The sequence below is a fragment of the Mycobacterium sp. JS623 genome (assembly GCF_000328565.1).
Taxonomy (GTDB): Bacteria; Actinomycetota; Actinomycetes; order Mycobacteriales; family Mycobacteriaceae; genus Mycobacterium.
This window is the reverse complement of sequence record NC_019966.1, coordinates 138,073-157,413: the sequence shown is the minus strand read 5'-3', so window position 1 is coordinate 157,413 and position 19,341 is coordinate 138,073. Positions and strand designations below refer to the sequence as shown.

Annotated in this window: 14 protein-coding genes; 6 read left to right on the top strand and 8 right to left on the bottom strand. The window is 64.9% G+C overall.

Going from position 1 to position 19,341, the window contains the following annotated elements; genetic code table 11:
• Positions 1–7: 7 nt before the first annotated feature.
• Positions 8–1,036, bottom strand: coding sequence for a MaoC family dehydratase (locus MYCSM_RS00755; RefSeq protein ID WP_015304205.1), 1,029 nt, complete (start codon positions 1,034–1,036; stop codon positions 8–10).
• 34 nt (positions 1,037–1,070) lie between these two features.
• Here MYCSM_RS00755 and MYCSM_RS00750 point away from each other — a divergent pair, with 34 nt between their 5' ends.
• Both MYCSM_RS00750 and MYCSM_RS00745 read left to right on the top strand, forming a co-directional pair.
• Positions 1,071–2,246, top strand: a complete 1,176-nt coding sequence (locus tag MYCSM_RS00750; protein WP_015304204.1) for an acyl-CoA dehydrogenase family protein — start codon at positions 1,071–1,073, stop codon at positions 2,244–2,246.
• Entirely contained in the window at positions 2,246–2,959 is a 714-nt protein-coding gene (locus tag MYCSM_RS00745) for a GntR family transcriptional regulator (protein ID WP_015304203.1), read from the top strand. Before MYCSM_RS00750 ends, MYCSM_RS00745 begins: the two co-directional genes overlap by 1 nt.
• Here MYCSM_RS00745 and MYCSM_RS00740 read toward each other — a convergent pair.
• The 3 genes from MYCSM_RS00740 to fadD4 all read right to left on the bottom strand — a co-directional run bounded on the left by MYCSM_RS00740 (position 2,929) and on the right by fadD4 (position 6,342).
• Complete coding sequence (locus MYCSM_RS00740; RefSeq protein WP_015304202.1) at positions 2,929–3,885, bottom strand: Rieske 2Fe-2S domain-containing protein; 957 nt, start codon at positions 3,883–3,885, stop codon at positions 2,929–2,931. The genes MYCSM_RS00745 and MYCSM_RS00740 overlap by 31 nt on opposite strands.
• A gap of 70 nt (positions 3,886–3,955) precedes the next feature.
• Positions 3,956–4,834 (bottom strand): enoyl-CoA hydratase/isomerase family protein, encoded by an 879-nt coding sequence (locus MYCSM_RS00735; RefSeq protein WP_015304201.1) that lies wholly within the window; start codon positions 4,832–4,834, stop codon positions 3,956–3,958.
• A complete protein-coding gene (gene fadD4 / locus MYCSM_RS00730) occupies positions 4,831–6,342 on the bottom strand; it encodes a fatty-acid--CoA ligase FadD4 (protein WP_015304200.1) in 1,512 nt (503 codons plus the stop codon). Before fadD4 ends, MYCSM_RS00735 begins: the two co-directional genes overlap by 4 nt.
• 107 nt (positions 6,343–6,449) lie before the next feature.
• Between fadD4 and MYCSM_RS00725 the strand changes: the two genes are divergently transcribed.
• Both MYCSM_RS00725 and MYCSM_RS00720 read left to right on the top strand, forming a co-directional pair.
• Positions 6,450–9,086 carry an ATP-binding protein gene (locus MYCSM_RS00725; RefSeq protein ID WP_232425698.1) on the top strand — a complete coding sequence of 879 codons (2,637 nt, stop codon included), beginning with the start codon at positions 6,450–6,452 and terminating at the stop codon, positions 9,084–9,086.
• 16 nt (positions 9,087–9,102) lie between these two features.
• Positions 9,103–11,742 (top strand): ATP-binding protein, encoded by a 2,640-nt coding sequence (locus tag MYCSM_RS00720; protein ID WP_015304198.1) that lies wholly within the window; start codon positions 9,103–9,105, stop codon positions 11,740–11,742.
• 100 nt (positions 11,743–11,842) lie between these two features.
• Here the strand turns inward: MYCSM_RS00720 and MYCSM_RS00715 are convergent, their stop codons facing one another.
• The 4 genes from MYCSM_RS00715 to MYCSM_RS00700 form a co-directional block, all read right to left on the bottom strand.
• Positions 11,843–13,180: an adenylate/guanylate cyclase domain-containing protein gene (locus tag MYCSM_RS00715; RefSeq protein ID WP_041312932.1), complete on the bottom strand. Its 1,338-nt coding sequence runs from the start codon at positions 13,178–13,180 to the stop codon at positions 11,843–11,845.
• 80 nt (positions 13,181–13,260) lie between these two features.
• Positions 13,261–15,087: a phosphoenolpyruvate carboxykinase (GTP) gene (locus MYCSM_RS00710; protein WP_015304196.1), complete on the bottom strand. Its 1,827-nt coding sequence runs from the start codon at positions 15,085–15,087 to the stop codon at positions 13,261–13,263.
• A gap of 180 nt (positions 15,088–15,267) precedes the next feature.
• Complete coding sequence (locus tag MYCSM_RS00705; RefSeq protein ID WP_015304195.1) at positions 15,268–16,746, bottom strand: hypothetical protein; 1,479 nt, start codon at positions 16,744–16,746, stop codon at positions 15,268–15,270.
• On the bottom strand, positions 16,743–17,684 hold the full coding sequence (locus tag MYCSM_RS00700; RefSeq protein WP_015304194.1) for a hypothetical protein: 942 nt from the start codon (positions 17,682–17,684) through the stop codon (positions 16,743–16,745). The genes MYCSM_RS00705 and MYCSM_RS00700 overlap by 4 nt, the downstream gene beginning before the upstream one ends.
• 149 nt (positions 17,685–17,833) lie before the next feature.
• On the opposite strand from MYCSM_RS00700, the gene trmB reads away from it, so the two are divergent.
• Together trmB and MYCSM_RS00690 are read left to right on the top strand one after the other, a co-directional pair.
• Entirely contained in the window at positions 17,834–18,574 is a 741-nt protein-coding gene (gene trmB, locus MYCSM_RS00695) for a tRNA (guanosine(46)-N7)-methyltransferase TrmB (RefSeq protein WP_041311101.1), read from the top strand.
• 126 nt (positions 18,575–18,700) lie between these two features.
• Positions 18,701–19,336, top strand: coding sequence for an NYN domain-containing protein (locus tag MYCSM_RS00690; protein ID WP_232425864.1), 636 nt, complete (start codon positions 18,701–18,703; stop codon positions 19,334–19,336).
• Positions 19,337–19,341 lie beyond the last annotated feature (5 nt).

Here is a 19,341-nt window from a genome sequence, read left to right as displayed (position 1 = left end):
ATTGTGCTCAGAACTGGAGCGCGCTGAACCGCCAGTCGAGCACTTTACGATCGGGCTCGCCTATGCCTGTCCCCCCAGTCGCTGCGCTCCTACCCCCTGGGATGGCATAGACCTGCGAGCGCAGCTTCAGCACGCCGCCGCGACCGTTTGGCAGCGGTTCTGCGCCCTCGACATGTAGCTCGCTATGCAGCGTATCGCCCTCGTGGACGGGCCCGGTGTGGTCGCAGGACTCCCAACCGAGGACGGTGACCAGGTTGGGCAGCAGCCGCGTGGCCTGCGCCAACGCCAATCCGATGGTGTGGCCGCCGTAGACGAGACGTTGGCCGCCGACACGCCAATCATGGTGTGTCGCAGCGATATTGAGCGTGAGCCGGGCAAGCTCCGGCGCGCTGGTGACCACGTCGGCGGTGCTCTGCAGGACTGCGCCCGCGACGCCGGCATCGAAGTGCGCACCTGGTACCTTCTCGCGGTACACGTCGGCGTCCCAGTCGGCCGTGGGGTCGGGCGGTTTCGCAAGGTCGGCGCCGATACTCGAAAGATCGTCGTTGTGTCCGGTGTCGCGTTCGGCGCTGAGCGGAAGCATCGCACAACGGTAGAAGTCGAGCACCAGCCGGCCAATCTGATCGACGGTCGTCATCCGCAGCGCGGCCAGGCCGGTTGGCGCGCGGCCGGGTTTGGCCGAATTTTGCTTCAGCCCGACAACCTCGGTCCGGGTGAACAGGCTGTCACCGATGACGGGGAAGCGGTGAAACTCCAGACCGCGATAGAACAGGTTGGCCTTCACCCGCAGGGTGGCCAGCGTGCTCTGCCCGACCGCGACGTCGCAGACCAGCGCGGGATGCGCCAGCGCCGAGGTGGCGCCGGTTACGGCATAGGCGAGCTGGGCGTCCAGCGCGAGCCGCAGCCGGTCGCCGATGATCGCCTGATGCGCGCCTGCGGCACCCTGGCTCAAGGTCATTGAGGGCGCCGAGTCGAAGACCTGGCCCACCTCCAAGTCATCGAAGTATGGACCGTTCACAGCCGCCGATGTTGCCATTGGGCCGCACAAAGTGCAAATATGGCCGTACATAATGAATGCCGAAGAAATCATGCTGGTCGAGACGGTGCGGGCCTTCATCGACCGCGATGTGAAGCCGACTGTCCGCGAGGTCGAGCACGCCAACGAGTACCCGGAGGCGTGGATCGAACAGATGAAGCGCATCGGTATCTACGGCCTGGCGGTCCCCGAGTCCTACGGCGGCACGCCGGTGTCGACGCGCTGCTATGTGGAGGTCACCCAGGAGTTGTCGCGCGGCTGGATGAGCCTGGCCGGCGCGATGGGCGGCCACACCGTCGTCGCCAAGCTGCTGGCGCTGTTCGGCACCGAGGAACAGAAACGCAAGTACCTGCCGGTGATGTCCACCGGCGAGATGCGGGCCACGATGGCGCTCACAGAGCCCGGAGGCGGGTCGGATCTGCAGAACATGAAGACGACGGCGTTGGCCGAGGGCGACGGGCTCGTCATCAACGGCTCCAAGACGTGGATCAGCAACGCACGCCGGTCAGGATTGATCGCGCTGCTGTGCAAGACGGACCCATCGGCCAAGCCTGCGCACAAAGGGATTTCGGTGGTGCTCGTCGAACACAGAGAGGCCGCCCCAGGCCTCGACATCGAGGTCAGTGATGGGCTCATCATCTCGCGGGATTTACCCAAGCTGGGCTACAAGGGCGTCGAGTCCTGCGAGCTGACGTTCGACGACTGCCGGGTCTCGGCGTCGGCGATCCTCGGCGGTGAGCCGGGCATGGGCTTCGCGCAGATGATGAAAGGCCTTGAGACAGGCCGTATTCAGGTGGCCTCGCGGGCGTTGGGCGTGGCCACGGCTGCACTCGAGGATGCGCTGCGCTATGCGCAGGACCGCGAAAGTTTCGGCCAACCGATCTGGAAACACCAGGCCGTCGGACACTACCTGGCCGACATGGCGACCAAGCTGACGGCAGCGCGTCAGCTCACGCTCTACGCCGCCGACCGCTACGACGCGGGCGAGCGCGCCGACATGGAAGCAGGGATGGCCAAGCTGTTCGCCTCCGAAGTGGCGATGGAGATCGCGCTCAACGCAGTGCGAATCCACGGCGGCTACGGCTATTCCACCGAATTCGATGTCGAACGCTACTTCCGGGATGCGCCGCTGATGATCGTCGGCGAAGGCACCAACGAGATCCAGCGCAACGTCATCGCCAGTCAATTGGTGGCGCGCGGGGGAATCTGATGAAGCCCGCCTACCAGGTTCTGCGCGAACAACTGCGCGACGAGATCGCGGCGGGTCACTACAGCGACGGTGTGCGGCTGCCGACCGAGTCCGAACTTGTTGCGCGGCATGGCTTGTCACGCCAAACGGTGCGGCGGGCGTTTCAGGATCTGGTCGCCGACGGCGCGGTGTACCGGGTGCCAGGCCGCGGCACCTACGCCAGCGAACCGGGGCGGTATCTGCGCCAGCTCGGGTCGATCGAAGACCTGATGAGTCTGTCCGATGACACCACGATGGAGGTGCTGACGGGACTGCGACGCCGGGTCGACGTCGATGCAGCAAGTCGACTGCGGCTCGATGACGACGTCGTGTACTCGGTGGTGTTCCGCCGCCTGCATGACGGCGTTCCGTTCGTAATGACCATTGTTCACCTGGTGCCATCAGCCGCTCAGCCGATACAGGCCGCGCTCGTCGAAGGTGCGGTCGGCACGCACACCGTGATCGGCCTATTGGAGCCACACCTTTCCGAACCGATAGCCGAAGCCGCGCAATCGATTACGGTCGCCCCGGCCGACGACTCCGTCGCCAATGCCGTTGGGTGCGGGCCAGGTCATCCGATGCTGCGGGTGGACCGGTTGTACTCGGATTCCAGCGGAAGCCCGGTCGAGCTGTCGGTCAGTCACTTCCTGCCCGAGCAGTACACCTACAGGGTGACGCTGCGTAGATCTGGCTGAGCTGGCGGATAGAAGGTGCTTGCCCACTCGCGCATGTGCTGGAAGTCGTCGGCCTCCGAGGGCGCCAACGCGGGACGGTCGAGGTACTCCAGATGGGCCCAGATATCGATGTCGTCAGGCAACATTTGCTTGGCTGCAGCGAGTCGGTCGTCGTAGTCGAGGTCTTCAGACACCCAGTAGGTGGCGAATATATCGCTGGTTGAGTCATCAACCGGGGTGGGACAGATGGAAACGATTTGCATGCCGTCGCCGTTGTCCTCGCAGCTGAAGCTCAAACCCACACCATGCCAATATATTTCGACGGGATTCCCGGCGCCGAAGCCGATGGTGGCATGCCAGCTGGAGTTATCTGCCGTCGACGCGAGCAGGACCGGGCTCACCGGCACCTTATGGACGAATCGGTAATGCTGGCGATCGACCGAGCTCTCCGCCACCACCTGCGGATGCACCGTCACGCCTGCAAAGAACTGTTTCTCGTCGGGGCCCACGGAGCGGAACCAGTAACTTCCGGTCCGCTCTCCTAGGCCGCCCCATGCGTTGGGCGCCTGCCACGCGGGCGCGCGATGGCTGATGTCGTGCCAGACGTAGATGCACTCGTTGACTTCGGCGGTGGGCCAGGACTGAACGCGCCGGACGTCATCGGGCTGCGGCTCATAGGGGATGCGGACGTTGTGGCCGTCGTCGCCGCTCCACACCCAGCCGTGGAACGGACACTGGATACCGCCTTCGACGACGCAGCCGCCATGCGATAGGTCGGCGCCCATGTGTTGGCAGTGCGCGTCGAGGACTCGGACGCTGCAATCGAGGTCGCGGAAGGCCACGAGTTCGGTGCCGAAATAGTGCAGCGGCTTGACGTCGCCGACCTCGAGATCGGCGCTCCAGCCCACCTGAAACCAGCCGGTGGGTCGCATGGACGGCAACCCCATGCCTGCCAGCCTGCCACTAATGCGGTTTCGGCGTGGTGAGTCGCACCCAGGGCGACGAATCACAACGAAGTCACTGGATATCGTCGATCAGACCCCACCGCAACGCCGCGGCGGTATCGATCGTGCGGCCGGACAGCACCAGATAAGCCGTACGCCATCGGCCGATACGACGGGTGATGCTGACGGTGCCGCCCGCGCCGGGGATCAGGCCAAGACTCAGTTCGGGCAGGCCCAGCGCGGCGTCGGGATGTGCCCGCACCCAACCGCAATAGGCGGCCATTTCCAGTCCGCTGCCCAGGACCTGGCCGTGCACCTCGGCGCGGCAATTGCGGCCGAGGCGGGCGGTGATCTCGTCGAGCACCAATGCGGGCGAGTAGCGGGTGCGGGCCAGATGGGCGCTGGCCGGGTCGGCGAGGGTGCCGAACTCGGCCAGGTCGCCGCCGCTGCAGAAGGACGGGCCGTTGCCGGTCAGCACCATCTCAGTGATCGACCCGTCAACGCGAGCGACGTCCAGCTTTTCGAGCAGCGCTGCGCGCATGTCGGTGGAGAACGCGTTGTGCCGCTGCGGCCGGTTGAAGCGGATGTGCAGGCAGTCGCCGTCGCGGTCGGCCTGGACGGGATCGGGGATGTTCGGGACGGAAGCGGGCCCGCGCTCGGCAAGCCAGCGCCCGAACTCCGGTCCCGACTGCAGCGTCGAGTAGGCCAGCGATTCGGTGATGATGCCTGCGCGAGTGGGGGCGGCGGGGTCGAGCGAGCGGAGGACGTCGTCGCACACGGCGGCGGCTTGAGGCCAGCGCTTGCATCGGTCGGAGAGTTCGACGAGCGCCTCAGAGACGGATGGGACGGTGATGGCGCGACGGTCGTCGGTGTCGTCTTCGGTCAGCGTGAAAGTCGCGTCGTCGGAAGGTGATCCGACGGCGACGAGCACCCCATCCGCAAGCTTTCTCACGCGTACTTGTCTATCAGCCCCTGCTTGTAGAGCTTGCCGGTATCGGTGCGCGGCAGTTGCACCTCGAACGAGATCGACCGCGGACACTTGTAGTGCGTCAACCGATCCCGCAGCCAGCCAAGCAACTCCTCGGCGAACTCCTCGGTGGCGTCGGCTGGGTCGACGGTCTGCACGACACCCTTGACGCTTTGGCCCATTTCATCGTCGGGTATGCCGAACACCGCGGCGTCCATCACCTTTGGATGGGTCACCAACATGTTCTCGGCCTCTTGCGGGTAGATGTTCACGCCGCCGGAGATGATCATGTGGTGGCGGCGGTCGGTCAGGTAGAGGTAACCCTCTTCATCGAGATAGCCGATGTCGCCGACGGTTTTCCAGCCGTGCCGATCGCGCGACTTGGCCGTCTTCTCGGGGTCGTTGAGGTACTCGAAGTCGAAGCCGCCCTCGAAGTAGATCTCCCCTGCGTGGCCCGGTGGCAGTTCGTTGCCGTCCTCGTCGAGGATGTGCAATAAACCCATCATGGGCTTGCCGACCGAACCGGGGTGCGCCAGCCAGTCTTCGGCGGTGATCAGCGTCGAGCCGATGGCCTCGGAGGAGGCGTAGTACTCGTCGACGATCGGTCCCCACCAATCGATCATCTGCTTCTTGATCTCGACGGGGCACGGCGCCGCCGCGTGCATCACGCGCTTGAGGCTGGACAGGTCGTAGCGCTCGCGCACGGCCTCGGGCAGTTTCAGCATCCGGGTGAACATCACCGGCACGAACTGGCCGTGGGTGACGCGGTGGCGCTGGATCGCGTCGAGGCAGCCCTCGGCGTCGAACTTCTCCAGCACGACGGTTGTGATGCCTGCGCCCTGAATCTGCATCGACCAGACCGATGGCGCGGTGTGGTACAGCGGGGCCGGACTGAGGTAGATGGCCTCGGGATCGAGCCAGAAGCTGACCAACGCCGACATCAATCCGGGGACCTCGGCCGGCGGCAGGTGCGGCAGTTCGCGTTTGATGCCCTTCGGGCGGCCGGTGGTGCCCGACGAGTACTGCAGAAGGTCGCCTTCGATCTCGTCGTCGATCGGCGTATCCGGTTGATCTGCAACGCATTCCGGGTAGCGGTACCAGCCGTCCAGATCGTCGTCGGCGACGAGTTTCAGAGCGGGCTGCGTGTGTTGGGTGAGGTTCTCGCATGTTTTGCGCAGGGTTGCGGAGCCGACGACGGCTTTGGCGCCGCTGTTGTCGATGATGTACGCAGCCTCGGCGGCGGTCAGGTGGGTGTTGATCGGGACGTAGTACAGGCCGCAGCGGCGGGCGGCCCACATGACGGCGTGGAAGTGCTCGTTGTTCTCCATGATGATCGCGACGGCGTCACCCTCGTGCAGACCGTGCTTGCGAAAGAAGTGGGCGAGGCGGTTGGCACGGGCCTCGAGTTCGGCGAACGTCAGGACCGTCCCCGACGGATGGATGATGAGGGCGGGCTTGTCGGGGTTGGCCGCGGCGTGTTCGCGAATCTGCATGTGCCGACTTTACGACCTCTAACTTGACAGGTGTCAAGACCCCTGTGTTCACCCGGGTTGGCCTGCACGAATCTACGATTACGGCACCGGGGGAACGGGGGTACGTCGTGGTTGATGACCATGCGCCGCGCCCTGCCTCAGGCGTCCTGACCTTCCTGTTCACCGACATCGAGGGCTCGACCCGGCGGTGGGAGGCGGACGCCAAGGCGATGCGCGCGGCCTTGGAAACGCACAACCAGGTGCTGCGCGACGCAGTCGCGAGTCACGGCGGGACCATCTTCAACTACACCGGCGACGGAGTGTGCGCCGTCTTCACCACGCCGCGCTCGGCTGTCGATGCCGCGATCGCCGCGCAGCGATCCCTCGGACTGCCCGTGCGAATGGGCATCGCCACCGGCGAGGCCGAGTTGCAGGGGAACGAGTACTTCGGCACGGTGCTCAATCGCACCGCACGCGTGATGGCGGCCGGCCACGGCGGCCAGGTCTTGGTCGACGGCCCCACCGCAGGGCTGCTGGGTGGTTTCGATCTTCTTGACCGTGGCCCGCGTCAACTTCGCGACATAGCCAAACCTGTTGCCATATACCAAGTTCGCGCCGCGGGTCTTCGAGCTGATTTTCCCGCGCTGAAGACGCTTGACTCGACGCCTGGCAATCTCCAACATCCGACCACGAGCTTCATCGGACGCGAAGCGGAAATCGCCGAGTTGGCGAGAGCGCTGAAGGAGCACCGACTGGTGACGCTGACCGGTGTCGGCGGGGTAGGTAAGACACGACTGGCATTAGAGGTCGCCAGCCGCTCGGCCGCCGACTATCCCGACGGGGTGTTTGTGTTTGAGTTGGCGGCAGTAGGCGATCCCGCCGCGGTCCCCGAGGCAGTCGCCGCAGTGCTCGGCATCACCCAACAGGCGGGGATGAGCTTGGCGGACAGTGTGGCTGCCGCGTTGGAACCGCGTACCCGGCTGCTGGTGTTCGACAACTGCGAGCACGTCCTGGACGCCGCGGCCGACATGATCGAGGCAATTCTCGTCCATTCGGAGACCGTGAAGATACTCGCCACCAGCCGAGAGGGGCTTCGGCTCGACGACGAACAGCTCTGGCCCGTACCGTCTCTCGACGTCGACTCGAGTGCCAAGAGGTTGTTCACCGAGCGCGCTTCCGCGGTCGCCCCTGCCGCATCACTAGATGCGAACACAGTGAGAGAAATCTGCCGACGACTCGACGGGATCCCCCTCGCCATCGAGTTGGCCGCCTCGCGCCTGCTTTCGATGACCGTCACCGAAGTACGTGATCTCCTCGATGACCGATTCAGACTCCTCGTTGGCACACGCCGCGGATTGGAGCGACACCAGACGTTGCGACACGCTGTGCAGTGGTCATACGACCTACTGAGCGCAGATGAGAAGGCACTACTCAACCGATGCTCTGTGTTCGCGGGGGGATTCGACCTGAACAGCGCTCAAGCGATGGCTGATTCTCGCGACAAGTTCGCCACATTGGATCTGCTAGATGCATTGGTCCGCAAGTCTTTACTGGTCGCTGACCAATCGTCGGGGCGGACCCGATTCTCGATGTTGGAGACCATCCGCCAATTCGCAGAAGAGCAACTCGTGGCAAGTGGCGAAGCGGAAGATGCGCGCTCGACGCATGCGCGGTACTTCGCAGGGCGTGAGTCCGATCTGCTCACGCTGTGGGACAGCCCGTGTCAACGCGAAGCCTACGATTGGTTCGCGGTCGAACTTGCGAATCTGCGCGCCGCGTTCAGGTGGTCTGCCGATAGCGGTGATCTGGACACGGCCAGCGCCATTGCCGTATTCGCGACGTTCCTTGGCATGCGTATCGAAAACTACGAGCCCGTAGCGTGGGCTGAAGAGCTCATTGCACCTGCGCGCGAAGTTGAACATCGACGGCTTGCTCAGCTCTACGCCATGGCTGCACAGTGCTACGTAGCCGGTCGAATCGACGATGCAGTCCGCTACGCCGACGCTGGTCTCGCCACCATCGAAAGCGAGCGGTTCGATGACATCGTGTATGACGGCGAGGCGTGGTTAGGGGGAGGGTACATCGCGCGAGGTCAGCCCGAGCGGTGGGTGGAAGTGAGCCGAAGGATGACCACGGCGAACACGAATCAGACCTTCGCCCGGGCAAGCCTGGTGCTGTCCTTGACGATGGTTGGGGAATGTGACGAAGCGCTGGCGGTATCGGAAGGACTTCTCAGCGAGGCTGACGCCACCCGCAATCCCCAACAAGCCAGTTACGCGCTCCTGGCATATGGCATTGCCCAGCGCGATCAGAATCCAACGGCCGCCTATGACGCTCATCGCAGGGGGCTGCAGATCGCACAGGAGAGCGGCAACCGCCAAATCGAGTCGTACCACGCCGGCAACTTGGCGAGGCTCGCGGCCATCCACGGTGACCTCGAAGACGCTCTCGACTATGTGACCCTGGCGATTCGCAGATTCTACGATTCGGTCAGCTTGACGATGATGACGAGCGCGATCGCGGTAGTCGTCGATCTCTTGGACCGGCTCGGACGCTATGAGCCCGCGGCCAGAATGTGCGCATTTGCCGTTACCCCATTTTCAGACGTGACCTATCCCGAGTTGGTGGGGACGATCGCTCACCTCCGCGAGGTTCTCGGCTACGAGATCTACGAATCATTGTCTACAGCAGGCGTATCGATGACCAATGCGAGCATCGTCACGTATGCACTCGAACAGATTGACCTAGCCCGCGCCGTCTTCTAGAGGCGAGCAAGTCGCAATGAGCGTCGTCACTTTCCTCTTCACGGACATCGAGGGTTCCACGCGCCGGTGGGAGTCCGATGCGGACGCGATGCAAGTCGCTCTCGAGGCTCACAATCAAGTGCTCCGCGACACAGTCGAAGGCCATCGCGGCACTGTCTTCAACTACACCGGCGACGGGATGTGCGCCGTATTCGACTCTCCCCGTTCGGCTGTCGACGCCGCGATCGCCGCACAACGAACACTTGAGTTGCCCGTGAGGATGGGTATCGCGACCGGCGAAGCTGAACTACGTGGTCGCGAGTACTTCGGCACCGTACTCAACCGCACGGCACGTGTGATGGCGGCCGGACACGGTGGCCAGATCCTGCTCGACGGTGCAACGGCGGCGCTGCTCGCCGATGTTGAGTTGATTCCGCTGGGTTCCAAGCGATTACGGGATATCGCCAAACCAGTTGCGATCTATCAAGTCCAAGCGCCCGGACTGCGCGCCGACTTCCCTCCGCTGAAGACAGCTGATTCCGCTCCGGGGAACGTGCGTGCGCCGACGACGAGCTTCGTCGGCCGCGCCGCGGAAGTCGCCGAGATCGAGGCAGCGCTCAAGGCACACCGAATGGTCACACTGACCGGTGTCGGCGGGGTCGGGAAAACGCGACTGGCGCTGGAGGTCGCCATGCGCTTGGTAAGTGACTTCCCCGACGGCGTCTTCGTGATCGAGTTGGCTGCGGTCACCGATCCTGCAGCAGTACCGGAAGCTGTCGCATCGACGCTCGGAATCACTCAACAGCCGGGGCTCAGCATGACCAATAGCGTCGCTGCCGCTTTGGAAGGCCGTTCGCGTCTGCTCGTGCTCGACAACTGCGAACACGTCCTCGATGCTGCGGCAGACGTACTCGAGGCGATCTTCGACCACTCGTCGACGGTGAAGATCCTGGCGACCAGCCGAGAGGGGCTCCGACTCGATGACGAGCAGCTCTGGCCCGTGCCATCCCTTGACGTAGGTTCAGGCACGAACTCCTCCGCCGCAACACTATTCGTCGACCGGGCGCAAACCGTATCGCCCGGTGTTTCGACGTTCGCGCCTCCTCAAGAAGCGGCCGCGGTGGTAGAGATATGTCGCCGCCTCGACGGCATTCCCCTGGCGATCGAGCTTGCCGCTTCGCGCATGGTGTCGATGACGGCCGTAGAGGTACGCGATCGGCTCGATGACCGCTTCCGGCTGCTTGTCGGATCGCGACGGGCACTCGAACGTCACCAGACGCTGCGCCATGCCGTGCAGTGGTCATACGATCTGCTGGACGACGCCGAAAAGGCAGTGCTGACAAGGTGTTCAGTGTTCGCTGGCGGTTTCGAGTTGCCCGGTGCGTGCGCGGTTGCTGAGTCCGAGGACGATCTCGCGACTTTGGACCTGTTGGATGCATTGGTCCGCAAGTCGCTACTTGTCGCCAATCGGCCGTCTGGGCACACTCGATTCTCGATGCTGGAGACCATCCGGCAATTCGGCGAAGAACAACTGGTTGCTTCAGGTGAAGCGGAGGCAGCGCGGACAGCGCACGCGCGCTACTTCGCTAGGCGCGACGCCGAGGTCATGGCGCTCTGGGACAGCCCTCGACAGGCTGAGGCGTATGCATGGGTAACCGTCGAGTTGCCGAATCTGCGCAGCGCCTTTCGATGGGCCGCCGACCGAGGTGACGTCGACGCAGCCGTCGCGATCGCGATCTGCGCCACGTTCCTGGGTCACTGGGTTCAGCTCTACGAACCGGTCGTGTGGGCGGAGGAAATGATCGAACCGGCGAAGGCGATCGGCCATCCACGCCTTGCCCAGCTCTACATCATGGCAGCCGACTGCTACTTGGCCGGCCGCACCGACGACTTCCTGCGCTACATCGATGCCGCCTCGCGGGCAACCGAGAGCGGACGGTTCGACGCAGTGCCCGTGGCACTCGAAAGCGCCTTGGCCGGTGGTTACCTCACAACTGTCGGTCCCGACCGTTGCGTGGAATGGGCACGCGGAATGCTCGTGCGATATCCCGATGGTTACGCATACGCGGCGCCTGGTCTGGTCGCCGCACTGGTCTACGCCGGCAGGCACGAGGAAGCGAGATCCGTTGCAAAAGGACTGCTCGTAGCCGCGGAGACCGAGGTCAACCCCACCATCGTCTCGTCAGCGATGTACGCGTACGGCGCCAGTCACAGCGAGACGGAGCCCGAAGCGGCATACGCAGCGTTGCGCCGCGGTATTGCGATCGCTGTGGAGAACGGCGACAGACAAATGGAATCTGTTCTAGCACTCGCACTCTCAAGCTTGGCCGCCACGCGTGCTAAGCCCCTCGAAGGTCTCGAATACTCAGCGCTCGCAATACGCACGTACTACGACACGCGTGCCGTTCAGTTCGTCTCCGGACCGCTCGGCGTTCTTACTGCATTACTGGACCAACTTGGTCGTTACGAGGCAGCCGCCACCATCAGTGGCTTCGCTTTCGCGGACGTCGCCCTCGCGACGTTTCCTGAGATATCCACGGCGATATCTCACCTGCGCGAGGCACTCGGCGACGAGGCCTACGAGTCATTGGCCCGCGCTGGGGCCGCAATGACCAATGCCAGCAAAGCCGCGTACGCACTAGAGCAGATTGACCTCGCCCGCGCAGACCTTCAGTAAAAGTACGGCGTCCCTCGACCTGTCACTAAGCATCTGTGTCAACAGAATTGGCCCCCGGACGTGTCGGATCAAGTGTGCGCCTTGCCATCGCATCGATGCGCTAATTCGCGACGGCGAATATTCGCCATTCGTCGGGTACACCCTTGAGCACGTGAAATCCACGGTCTAAGAACTTAATTCCCGACCCCGCCACTAGATCCTTGACGGTAGACGACACGAGAACTTCAGCCGGTCCGGCGAGTGACGAGACACGTTGGCCGATATGTACTGCGATCCCGCCGATGTCGTCGCCGCGCAGCTCGACCTCGCCGGTATGAAGGCCCGCCCGCACGTCGAGGCCCAGCGACCGAACTCCCGCGCAAATCGCTTGCGCGCACCGCACGGCACGAGCCGGGCCGTCGAATGTCGCGAGCACGCCGTCACCCGTCGTGCTGATCTTCCGACCGCGATGACGGTCGATCTCTCGTGCGGCCATGGCGTCGTGGTGGTCGAGAATCCGCGTCCACTCATCGTCGCCGAGCGCCGCGACGCGCTGCGTTGACGACACGATGTCGGTGAAAAGCACAGTCGCCAATGCTCGATCGAGCGCGTGCACGGGACGAACGCCGGTGAGGAACTCCTCGACCTCATCGAGGATCGCATCCTGGTCCCCGAGGTGTGGAAAGTATTCGTCGCCTTGCAGCTCAATGACTTTCGCGCCGGGTATGTGCGCCCCGAGGTAGCGGCTGCCGGCGGCGTGGCCCATATCCGCGGTCCGATACACAACCAGGGTCGGGACGCGGATGGCGGGCAAGGCGTGGCGCACGTCGAGCTCGCGGACCATCTGCTGGATCGCGACGGCGGCCCCGGGGCTTGCCGACAGGCGCTCCCACCGCCCGTGTGATCTGCGGAACGCGGGGTCATCGGCTCGGCCCGGTGCGAGGGCCCAAAGAGGAAGTCCTCCCTCTTCTCCGCGGCCCCAGTTCTCCTCGAGATGTCGCAGACCATCGGCCCATACGTCGTCAGGGATGCCGTCCGGGTAGTCCGGCGCCCAAGCCATGCGGGGATATGCGCCGTATAGCGCGAGCGCTGAAACACGCTCGGGATACGTCACTGCGAAGAGGATGGAGAGGGCTCCGCCTTCCGAGCCACCGTAAATGGCGGCTCGCTGCGAGCCGGCAGCGTCCATCACGGCACGCAGATCATCCATTCGCTCCTCGAGCGTCGCGACGGCGACGCGATCGGACAAGCCGGTTCCGCGCTTATCGAACATGATGAGTCGGGAGAACGAGGCGAGACGCTCAAAGTATCTGCGCTCGGCAGGATCCTCCCACTGCAGTTCGAGGTTCGAGACAAACGGAGGAACGTAAACGAGGTCGAACGGTCCGTCGCCGACCACTTGGTAGGCGATGTTGACGTCCCCCGACTTGGCGTATCGGGTCTCCGGGACCTCGATCACATGGTCCAGTCTGACCGCGAACAGACGCAAACACCCCAAAATCCGAAGGATTTGGGGGTGTTTGCGTCTTCTCGGAAGAATTAGTCGGCTTCTGCCAACCGATGCTTCAGCGCGTCGAACTCGTCCTTGATGCCGGTCGGCAGCTTCTCACCGACGAACTCGAACCACTCCTCGATCAGCGGCAGCTCGTCGCGCCACTCCGCGACGTTAACGGCCAGAGCCTCGTTCACATCGGCGGGGTCGACGTCGAGACCCTCGAGATCCAGATCGTCGGCGGTCGGCACGGTGCCGATCGGCGTGGTCGTGCCGCCAGCCTTGTGCTCGATCCGGTCGATGATCCACTTCATCACCCGGCTGTTCTCACCGAAGCCCGGCCACAGGAAGCGACCGTCGTCGCCGCGACGGAACCAGTTGACGAAGAAGATCTTCGGCATCTTCGACTCATCGGACTGCTTGCCGATGTCGATCCAGTGAGCGAAGTAGTCACCGACGTTGTAGCCGAGGAACGGCAGCATCGCCATCGGGTCGCGACGGACGGTGCCCACCTTGCCTTCGGCGGCCGCGGTCTGCTCCGAGCCGAGCGTGGCGCCGATGAACACGCCGTGCTGCCAGTCGCGAGCCTGCGTCACCAGCGGCACCGTCGTCTTGCGGCGCCCGCCGAACAGGATCGCCGAGATCGGCACGCCTTGCGGGTCATCCCACTCGGAAGCCAGCGTCGGGCACTGCGACATCGGGGTGCAGTACCGCGAATTCGGGTGCGCGGCCTTCTGGTCCGAGTCGGGCGTCCAGTCGCGGCCCTTCCAGTCGATCAGGTGCTGCGGGTCGCCTTCGAGGCCTTCCCACCACACGTCGTTGTCGTCCGTCAGCGCGACGTTGGTGAAGACGGTGTTGCCGGCGTCAATGGTCTTCATCGCGTTCGGATTCGAGGACCAGTTCGTGCCCGGCGCGACACCGAAGAACCCGAACTCGGGGTTGACCGCGTAGAGCCGGCCGTCCTTGCCGAATCGCATCCATGCGATGTCGTCGCCGACGGTCTCTGCGCGCCAGCCCGGGATGGTCGGCTGCAGCATCGCGAGATTGGTCTTGCCGCACGCCGACGGGAACGCCGCGGCGATGAAATACGACTTGTTCTCGGGGGAGATCAGCTTGAGGATCAGCATGTGCTCGGCGAGCCAGCCCTCGTCGTGCGCCATCGCCGACGCGATGCGCAGCGAGTAGCACTTCTTGCCCAGCAGCGCGTTGCCGCCGTAGCCAGAGCCGTAGCTCCAGATCTCACGAGTCTCGGGGAAGTGGCTGATGTACTTGGTGTCGTTGCACGGCCACGGCACGTCCTTCTGACCGGGCTCCAGCGGCGCGCCGATCGAGTGCAGCGCCTTGACGAAGAAGCCGTCGGTGCCCATCTTGTCCAGCGCGGCCTGGCCCATCCGGGTCATCGTCCGCATCGACACGACGACGTATTCGGAGTCGGTGATCTCGACACCGAGCTTGGGGTCCTCGGCGCCGAGTGGGCCCATGCAGAACGGCACCACATACATGGTGCGGCCGCGCATGCAGCCGCGGTAAAGGTCGGTCATGATGCCGCGCATCTCTGCCGGAGCCATCCAGTTATTGGTCGGGCCGGCGTCGATTTCACGCTCCGTACAGATATAGGTACGGGACTCCACACGCGCCACGTCCGACGGATCTGACAACGCCAGGTACGAATTCGGCTTTTTCTTGTCGTCGAGGCGCTTGAAGGTGCCTGCCGCTTCGAGTTGCTCACACAGCCGCGCGTTCTCCTCGTCGGAGCCGTCGGCGAACACGACCCGGTCCGGCTGCGTCAGCTCCGCGACCTCGGAGACCCAGGCGAGCAACTCCTTGTGTTTAGTCGGTGCGGTGTCCAGACCTGGAATGGTCGCTGCTGTCATCAAACTCTCCTGCGTAGGTTTCCTGCCAGGACGCAGGCCCCGATCGCGCCAACCAAGCCTGATTTGGCGGCGCATTCGGTCGTCCCTGTACTGAGGTTAACGTCCGTGACATACCCGCGGTAAATCGGGAGTATGTCCGATCACTCACAGGAACGATTCAGAAAATCGATTTCCAGCGTTTTACCGATTCAGTTTGCGGACGGACGCATCCGAACCGTTCCTCGATTCCACCGACGCGGATCCGTACAGCTCGGCTCGCACCGCGTCGAGGGCCTCTTTCAGGGGCGGCAGCCGGCGGTCGCGAACGGCCGCGGCCTTAGCGGTGGCGACCGCATGCTCGCGCAGTTCGGTGTCGATCTCGGCGACGCGATCGGCGGCCGCCGCGCTCTCGGCCTCGTCACGGGCGGCCAGGTCGGACGTCAACGCCGCCTCTGCTGCCACCACACGGGTGGCGACCCGCTCCTCGACCACGGCGCGCCATGTCGCGGTGACGTCGGCGACCCAGCGGTCCAGCACCGCTCTGTCCTGCAGTAGCCCCCGGATGCCCACCACCCACACCGTCAGCAGCAGACCCACCAACCCGCCCGCCACCAAGCCCGCGATCGTCAGACCCGGCGCGAGACCCGCGAACAGCCGGGTCACCGCGAGCGCGACTCCGAACCCGAAGCCAGCGCCCACGACCATCGTCAGCTGCGTCTCCAACCGCCGCGACTTCAGCGGCGGCGACGAGACTTCGGGCCTGGGTACTGGTCCAGGATGCTCGGGCGCCGACAGCCCGAGCTCGGTCGCGACGTCGCCCAGGTGTGTGGTGATGCCCTGGTCCACCTCGTCCACGACTTCTCCCGCACGGGTCCGCACGTAGGCCTCGAATTCGCCGAGCTTGCGCCGGCTGGTGTTCGAGGCGTCCTCCTGCAGTTCGGCACGCACCGACGTGCAGCGGTTGCGCGCGAAATAGGTCAGCTGCACCCGCGCCTGCTGAATGTGGCTGCGCAGCGCGATGCTTCGCTCGGACTTCGACAGCCGCCGACCCCGCAGGATGTCTTCGCGGTTCTTGCGCAACGCCGTCACCCGGGCCTGGCGGTCCGACCCGGCGGCATCACCCTGATAGCGCTCGATGGCCGTCTGCAGTCGGACTTCCCACGCACGAAGTCGGTTGCGCCGCTGCACATCGGGGTCGGCCAGCCGCTGCCGAAGCACGCCGACCAGTTCGTCGACGCGCGGCTCCCCCAGGTCCGGCGCGGCCGCCGCGCCCACCCATTGCACGTGCTCATACCGCGGCGCGCGTGCCGCCAACTGAGCCCGATCGGCGGCAAGCACCTCGCGCCAGTTGCGATGAGCGTCGATCTTGGCCACCACGCCGATGATCAGATCTGTGTAGTTGGCGGCGAGATCGACCAGCGCACAATCGGATTCGGTCAGCGGGGTGATCGCGGACACCACGAACACCACCGCCGTCGGCGCATGCGCGGCGCCCAACTCGGCGGCCTCCACGAATGTGCGCTCGGGCATTCGCTCCCGCAGCGCCGCGATCAGACTGCTGGTGCCAGCCAGCCACGGGCCTGTCACGAGCACCACGTCGCGGCGCTCGACGCCCGGTGAACTCAGGCCCGTGTCGATGGCCGCCATTACGGCGTCCACCGCGGCTTCCGGTTCGGTCATCGCGCCTGCCCGAGCAGACGCAGTGAGCCCCTTGCGATGTCCGCGCCGCAACTGCGGTGCAACGCACTGACCGGCCCGCGGCTGTAGTGCCGCCAATGCACGGCCCGACGTAGATGCGCTGCCGCGTCGTCGCCCCGGTCCACCCGCACGCCTACCGCTTCGACCACGTCGACCGCCGCCGACATCACCGCCAGCACAGTGGTGTCTGTCGACAGAAAATCAGCGAGTTGTTCGGTGTCGGATAGTACTGCGAGAGAACGTAATTCGGTGATGGCCGTCTGCAGTCGACGATAGCGCAGCGGGGCGGCCACCGCGGCGATGTACTCGATGACCCGGTCGGCCTGGCTGGCCCGTCTCAACACCGTCGACACGTCTGCGCCCTCGCCCAGTGCAAGCAGCGCGCTGGCGATGCCAAACCGGTCCAACGTCGCCAGCAGTCGATGCCGGATCTCGAGCGGCACCGAATGGGCGCCGCCGACGAAAGCGTCGGTCGACGTCAGCGCCGCGGGCTCGGTGACCAATACGCGCAACGCCCGCATCAGCTCGTCGTCGAGTTCGGCGGTGGCGAGTAGGGCGATCATTGGCACCGTCGGTACCCCGGTCAGCGCCCGGCATTCGGCGGCGCGCCGGTGCGCCCGGGCCAGGGGACCACCGTCGCCCAGACCCGTCAGATCGGCCTTGTTCAGCACCATCACGCTGGGCTTGTCGTCGACGAGGAATGCTTGGTCCTCCGGCTTGACCGCCTCGGCGACCACCACGACCTGAACATCCCCGGCCGTCGCGTCGGCGGCGATTGTCACCCCCGACGCGGCGAGCGCCGCGGCGACCGTGCCGCGCCCCACCCCGTCGCGACCTAGGACAGCAACCCGCGTCGGGGCAGCAAGGCGCGCGATAACCGGCTGTAAACGCGGATCATTGCTGTGCTCAGCGAATCGCATCAACGAATCGACGAAAATCTGGCGGCCTTCCCGAGTGTTGGCGTAATGGTGACACCTTCGAGCGCAGGTCGCGAACGGTTGTCCCCAGTACCAGCCGAAGGCAACTGTTGGGTATCAATCTGTACCACGATGCGGGTACTCAGCTGTCTATGAGCGACCATGGACGGATGCAAACGCCCGGGCCGGACATCGCCTCGCCGCATTTGCACCCCAGGGTTACCAGCTTCCGGACCAGGCGTTCGACGCTTTCGGGCGGCCAACAGGCGACGTGGGAGCGGCTGTGGCCGGAGATGGGCATGCAGGCGCGCGACGCCGACGGCCCGGCGTCGCTGCTGGACACCGAGGCGTGGTTTGGCCGGTCGGCGCCCGTGGTCCTGGAAATCGGCAGCGGAACCGGCATCTCGACGCTCGCGATGGCCACGGCCGAGCCGCACCTCGACGTGGTCGCGGTGGAGGTCTACAAGCGCGGGCTGGCGCAGCTGCTGTCCGCGATCGATCGCGAGGGCGTCACCAATATCCGATTGGTCCGCGGTGATGGCGTCGACGTTCTCGAGCACATGTTCGGGCCGCACTCGCTGACGGGTGTGCGGGTCTTCTTCCCCGACCCATGGCCGAAGGCCCGACACCACAAGCGCCGCCTGCTGCAACCCGCCACCGTCGCACTGATCGCCGACCGGTTGCGCTCTGGTGGGGTGCTGCACACCGCCACCGACCACGCCGGCTATGCCGAACAAATCGCCGAGGTCGGCGACGCCGAGCCGCGGCTGCGCAGGGTCAGCGCGTCGGACCCGCTGCCGATCTCGGTGCAGCGGCCCGTCACGAAGTACGAAGGCAAAGCCCAGCATGCGGGCAGCGCCGTGGCCGAATTGCTCTGGGTGAAACAGCCATGAGCCTCACCGAAGACGACGACGAGCGGCGATCGCAGCGACGTACGAGCGAGGACCGGAGCGAGGAGGAGTCGAGTGAGCCTCACTGAAGACATCCGGCAGATAGAAGATGGAGCCCCGCCGCCGGTCATGCCTGCCGAGCCGACGGCTCGGGTGCTGCTGGTGTGGGACGCACCCAACCTGGACATGGGTCTCGGCTCGATCCTCGGGGGCAGGCCCACCGCCGCACATCGGCCTCGATTCGACGCGCTCGGCCGGTGGCTGCTGTCCCGCACCGCCGAGCTGTCCGCCACCCGCCCGGACCTCACGCTGGAGCCCGAGGCGACCGTCTTCACCAACATCGCCCCAGGTAGCGCCGACGTCGTTAGACCGTGGGTGGAGGCGTTGCGTAACGTTGGCTTCGCGGTCTTCGCGAAGCCGAAGATCGACGAAGACAGCGACGTCGACAGCGACATGCTCGCCCACATCGCGCTTCGGCGCAGCGAGGGGCTGGCCGGTGTGCTGGTGGCCTCCGCCGATGGGCAAGCGTTCAAAGCACCGCTGGAGGAGATCGCCCGCGAGGGCGTGCCGGTCCAGGTGCTGGGATTTCGCGAACATGCCAGTTGGGCGTTAGCGTCGGATACCTTGGAGTTCGTCGACCTGGAAGACATTCCTGGTGTTTTCCGGGAACCGCTACCGCGAATCGGCCTTGATTCGCTGCCTGAGCAAGGGGCTTGGCTGCAGCCATTCCGGCCGCTGTCCTCGCTACTGACCTCGCGCGTGTAGACAAC

Bases quoted from the DNA above. Each gene is read 5' to 3' on its own strand.
- MYCSM_RS00755 (WP_015304205.1), bottom strand. From the start codon at position 1,036: ATGGCAACATCGGCGGCTGTGAACGGTCCATACTTCGATGACTTGGAG.
- MYCSM_RS00750 (WP_015304204.1), top strand. From the start codon at position 1,071: ATGAATGCCGAAGAAATCATGCTGGTCGAGACGGTGCGGGCCTTCATC.
- MYCSM_RS00745 (WP_015304203.1), top strand. From the start codon at position 2,246: ATGAAGCCCGCCTACCAGGTTCTGCGCGAACAACTGCGCGACGAGATC.
- MYCSM_RS00740 (WP_015304202.1), bottom strand. From the start codon at position 3,885: ATGGGGTTGCCGTCCATGCGACCCACCGGCTGGTTTCAGGTGGGCTGG.
- fadD4 (WP_015304200.1), bottom strand. From the start codon at position 6,342: ATGCAGATTCGCGAACACGCCGCGGCCAACCCCGACAAGCCCGCCCTC.
- MYCSM_RS00720 (WP_015304198.1), top strand. From the start codon at position 9,103: ATGAGCGTCGTCACTTTCCTCTTCACGGACATCGAGGGTTCCACGCGC.
- MYCSM_RS00710 (WP_015304196.1), bottom strand. From the start codon at position 15,087: ATGACAGCAGCGACCATTCCAGGTCTGGACACCGCACCGACTAAACAC.
- MYCSM_RS00705 (WP_015304195.1), bottom strand. From the start codon at position 16,746: ATGACCGAACCGGAAGCCGCGGTGGACGCCGTAATGGCGGCCATCGAC.
- MYCSM_RS00700 (WP_015304194.1), bottom strand. From the start codon at position 17,684: ATGCGATTCGCTGAGCACAGCAATGATCCGCGTTTACAGCCGGTTATC.
- trmB (WP_041311101.1), top strand. From the start codon at position 17,834: ATGAGCGACCATGGACGGATGCAAACGCCCGGGCCGGACATCGCCTCG.
- MYCSM_RS00690 (WP_232425864.1), top strand. From the start codon at position 18,701: ATGCCTGCCGAGCCGACGGCTCGGGTGCTGCTGGTGTGGGACGCACCC.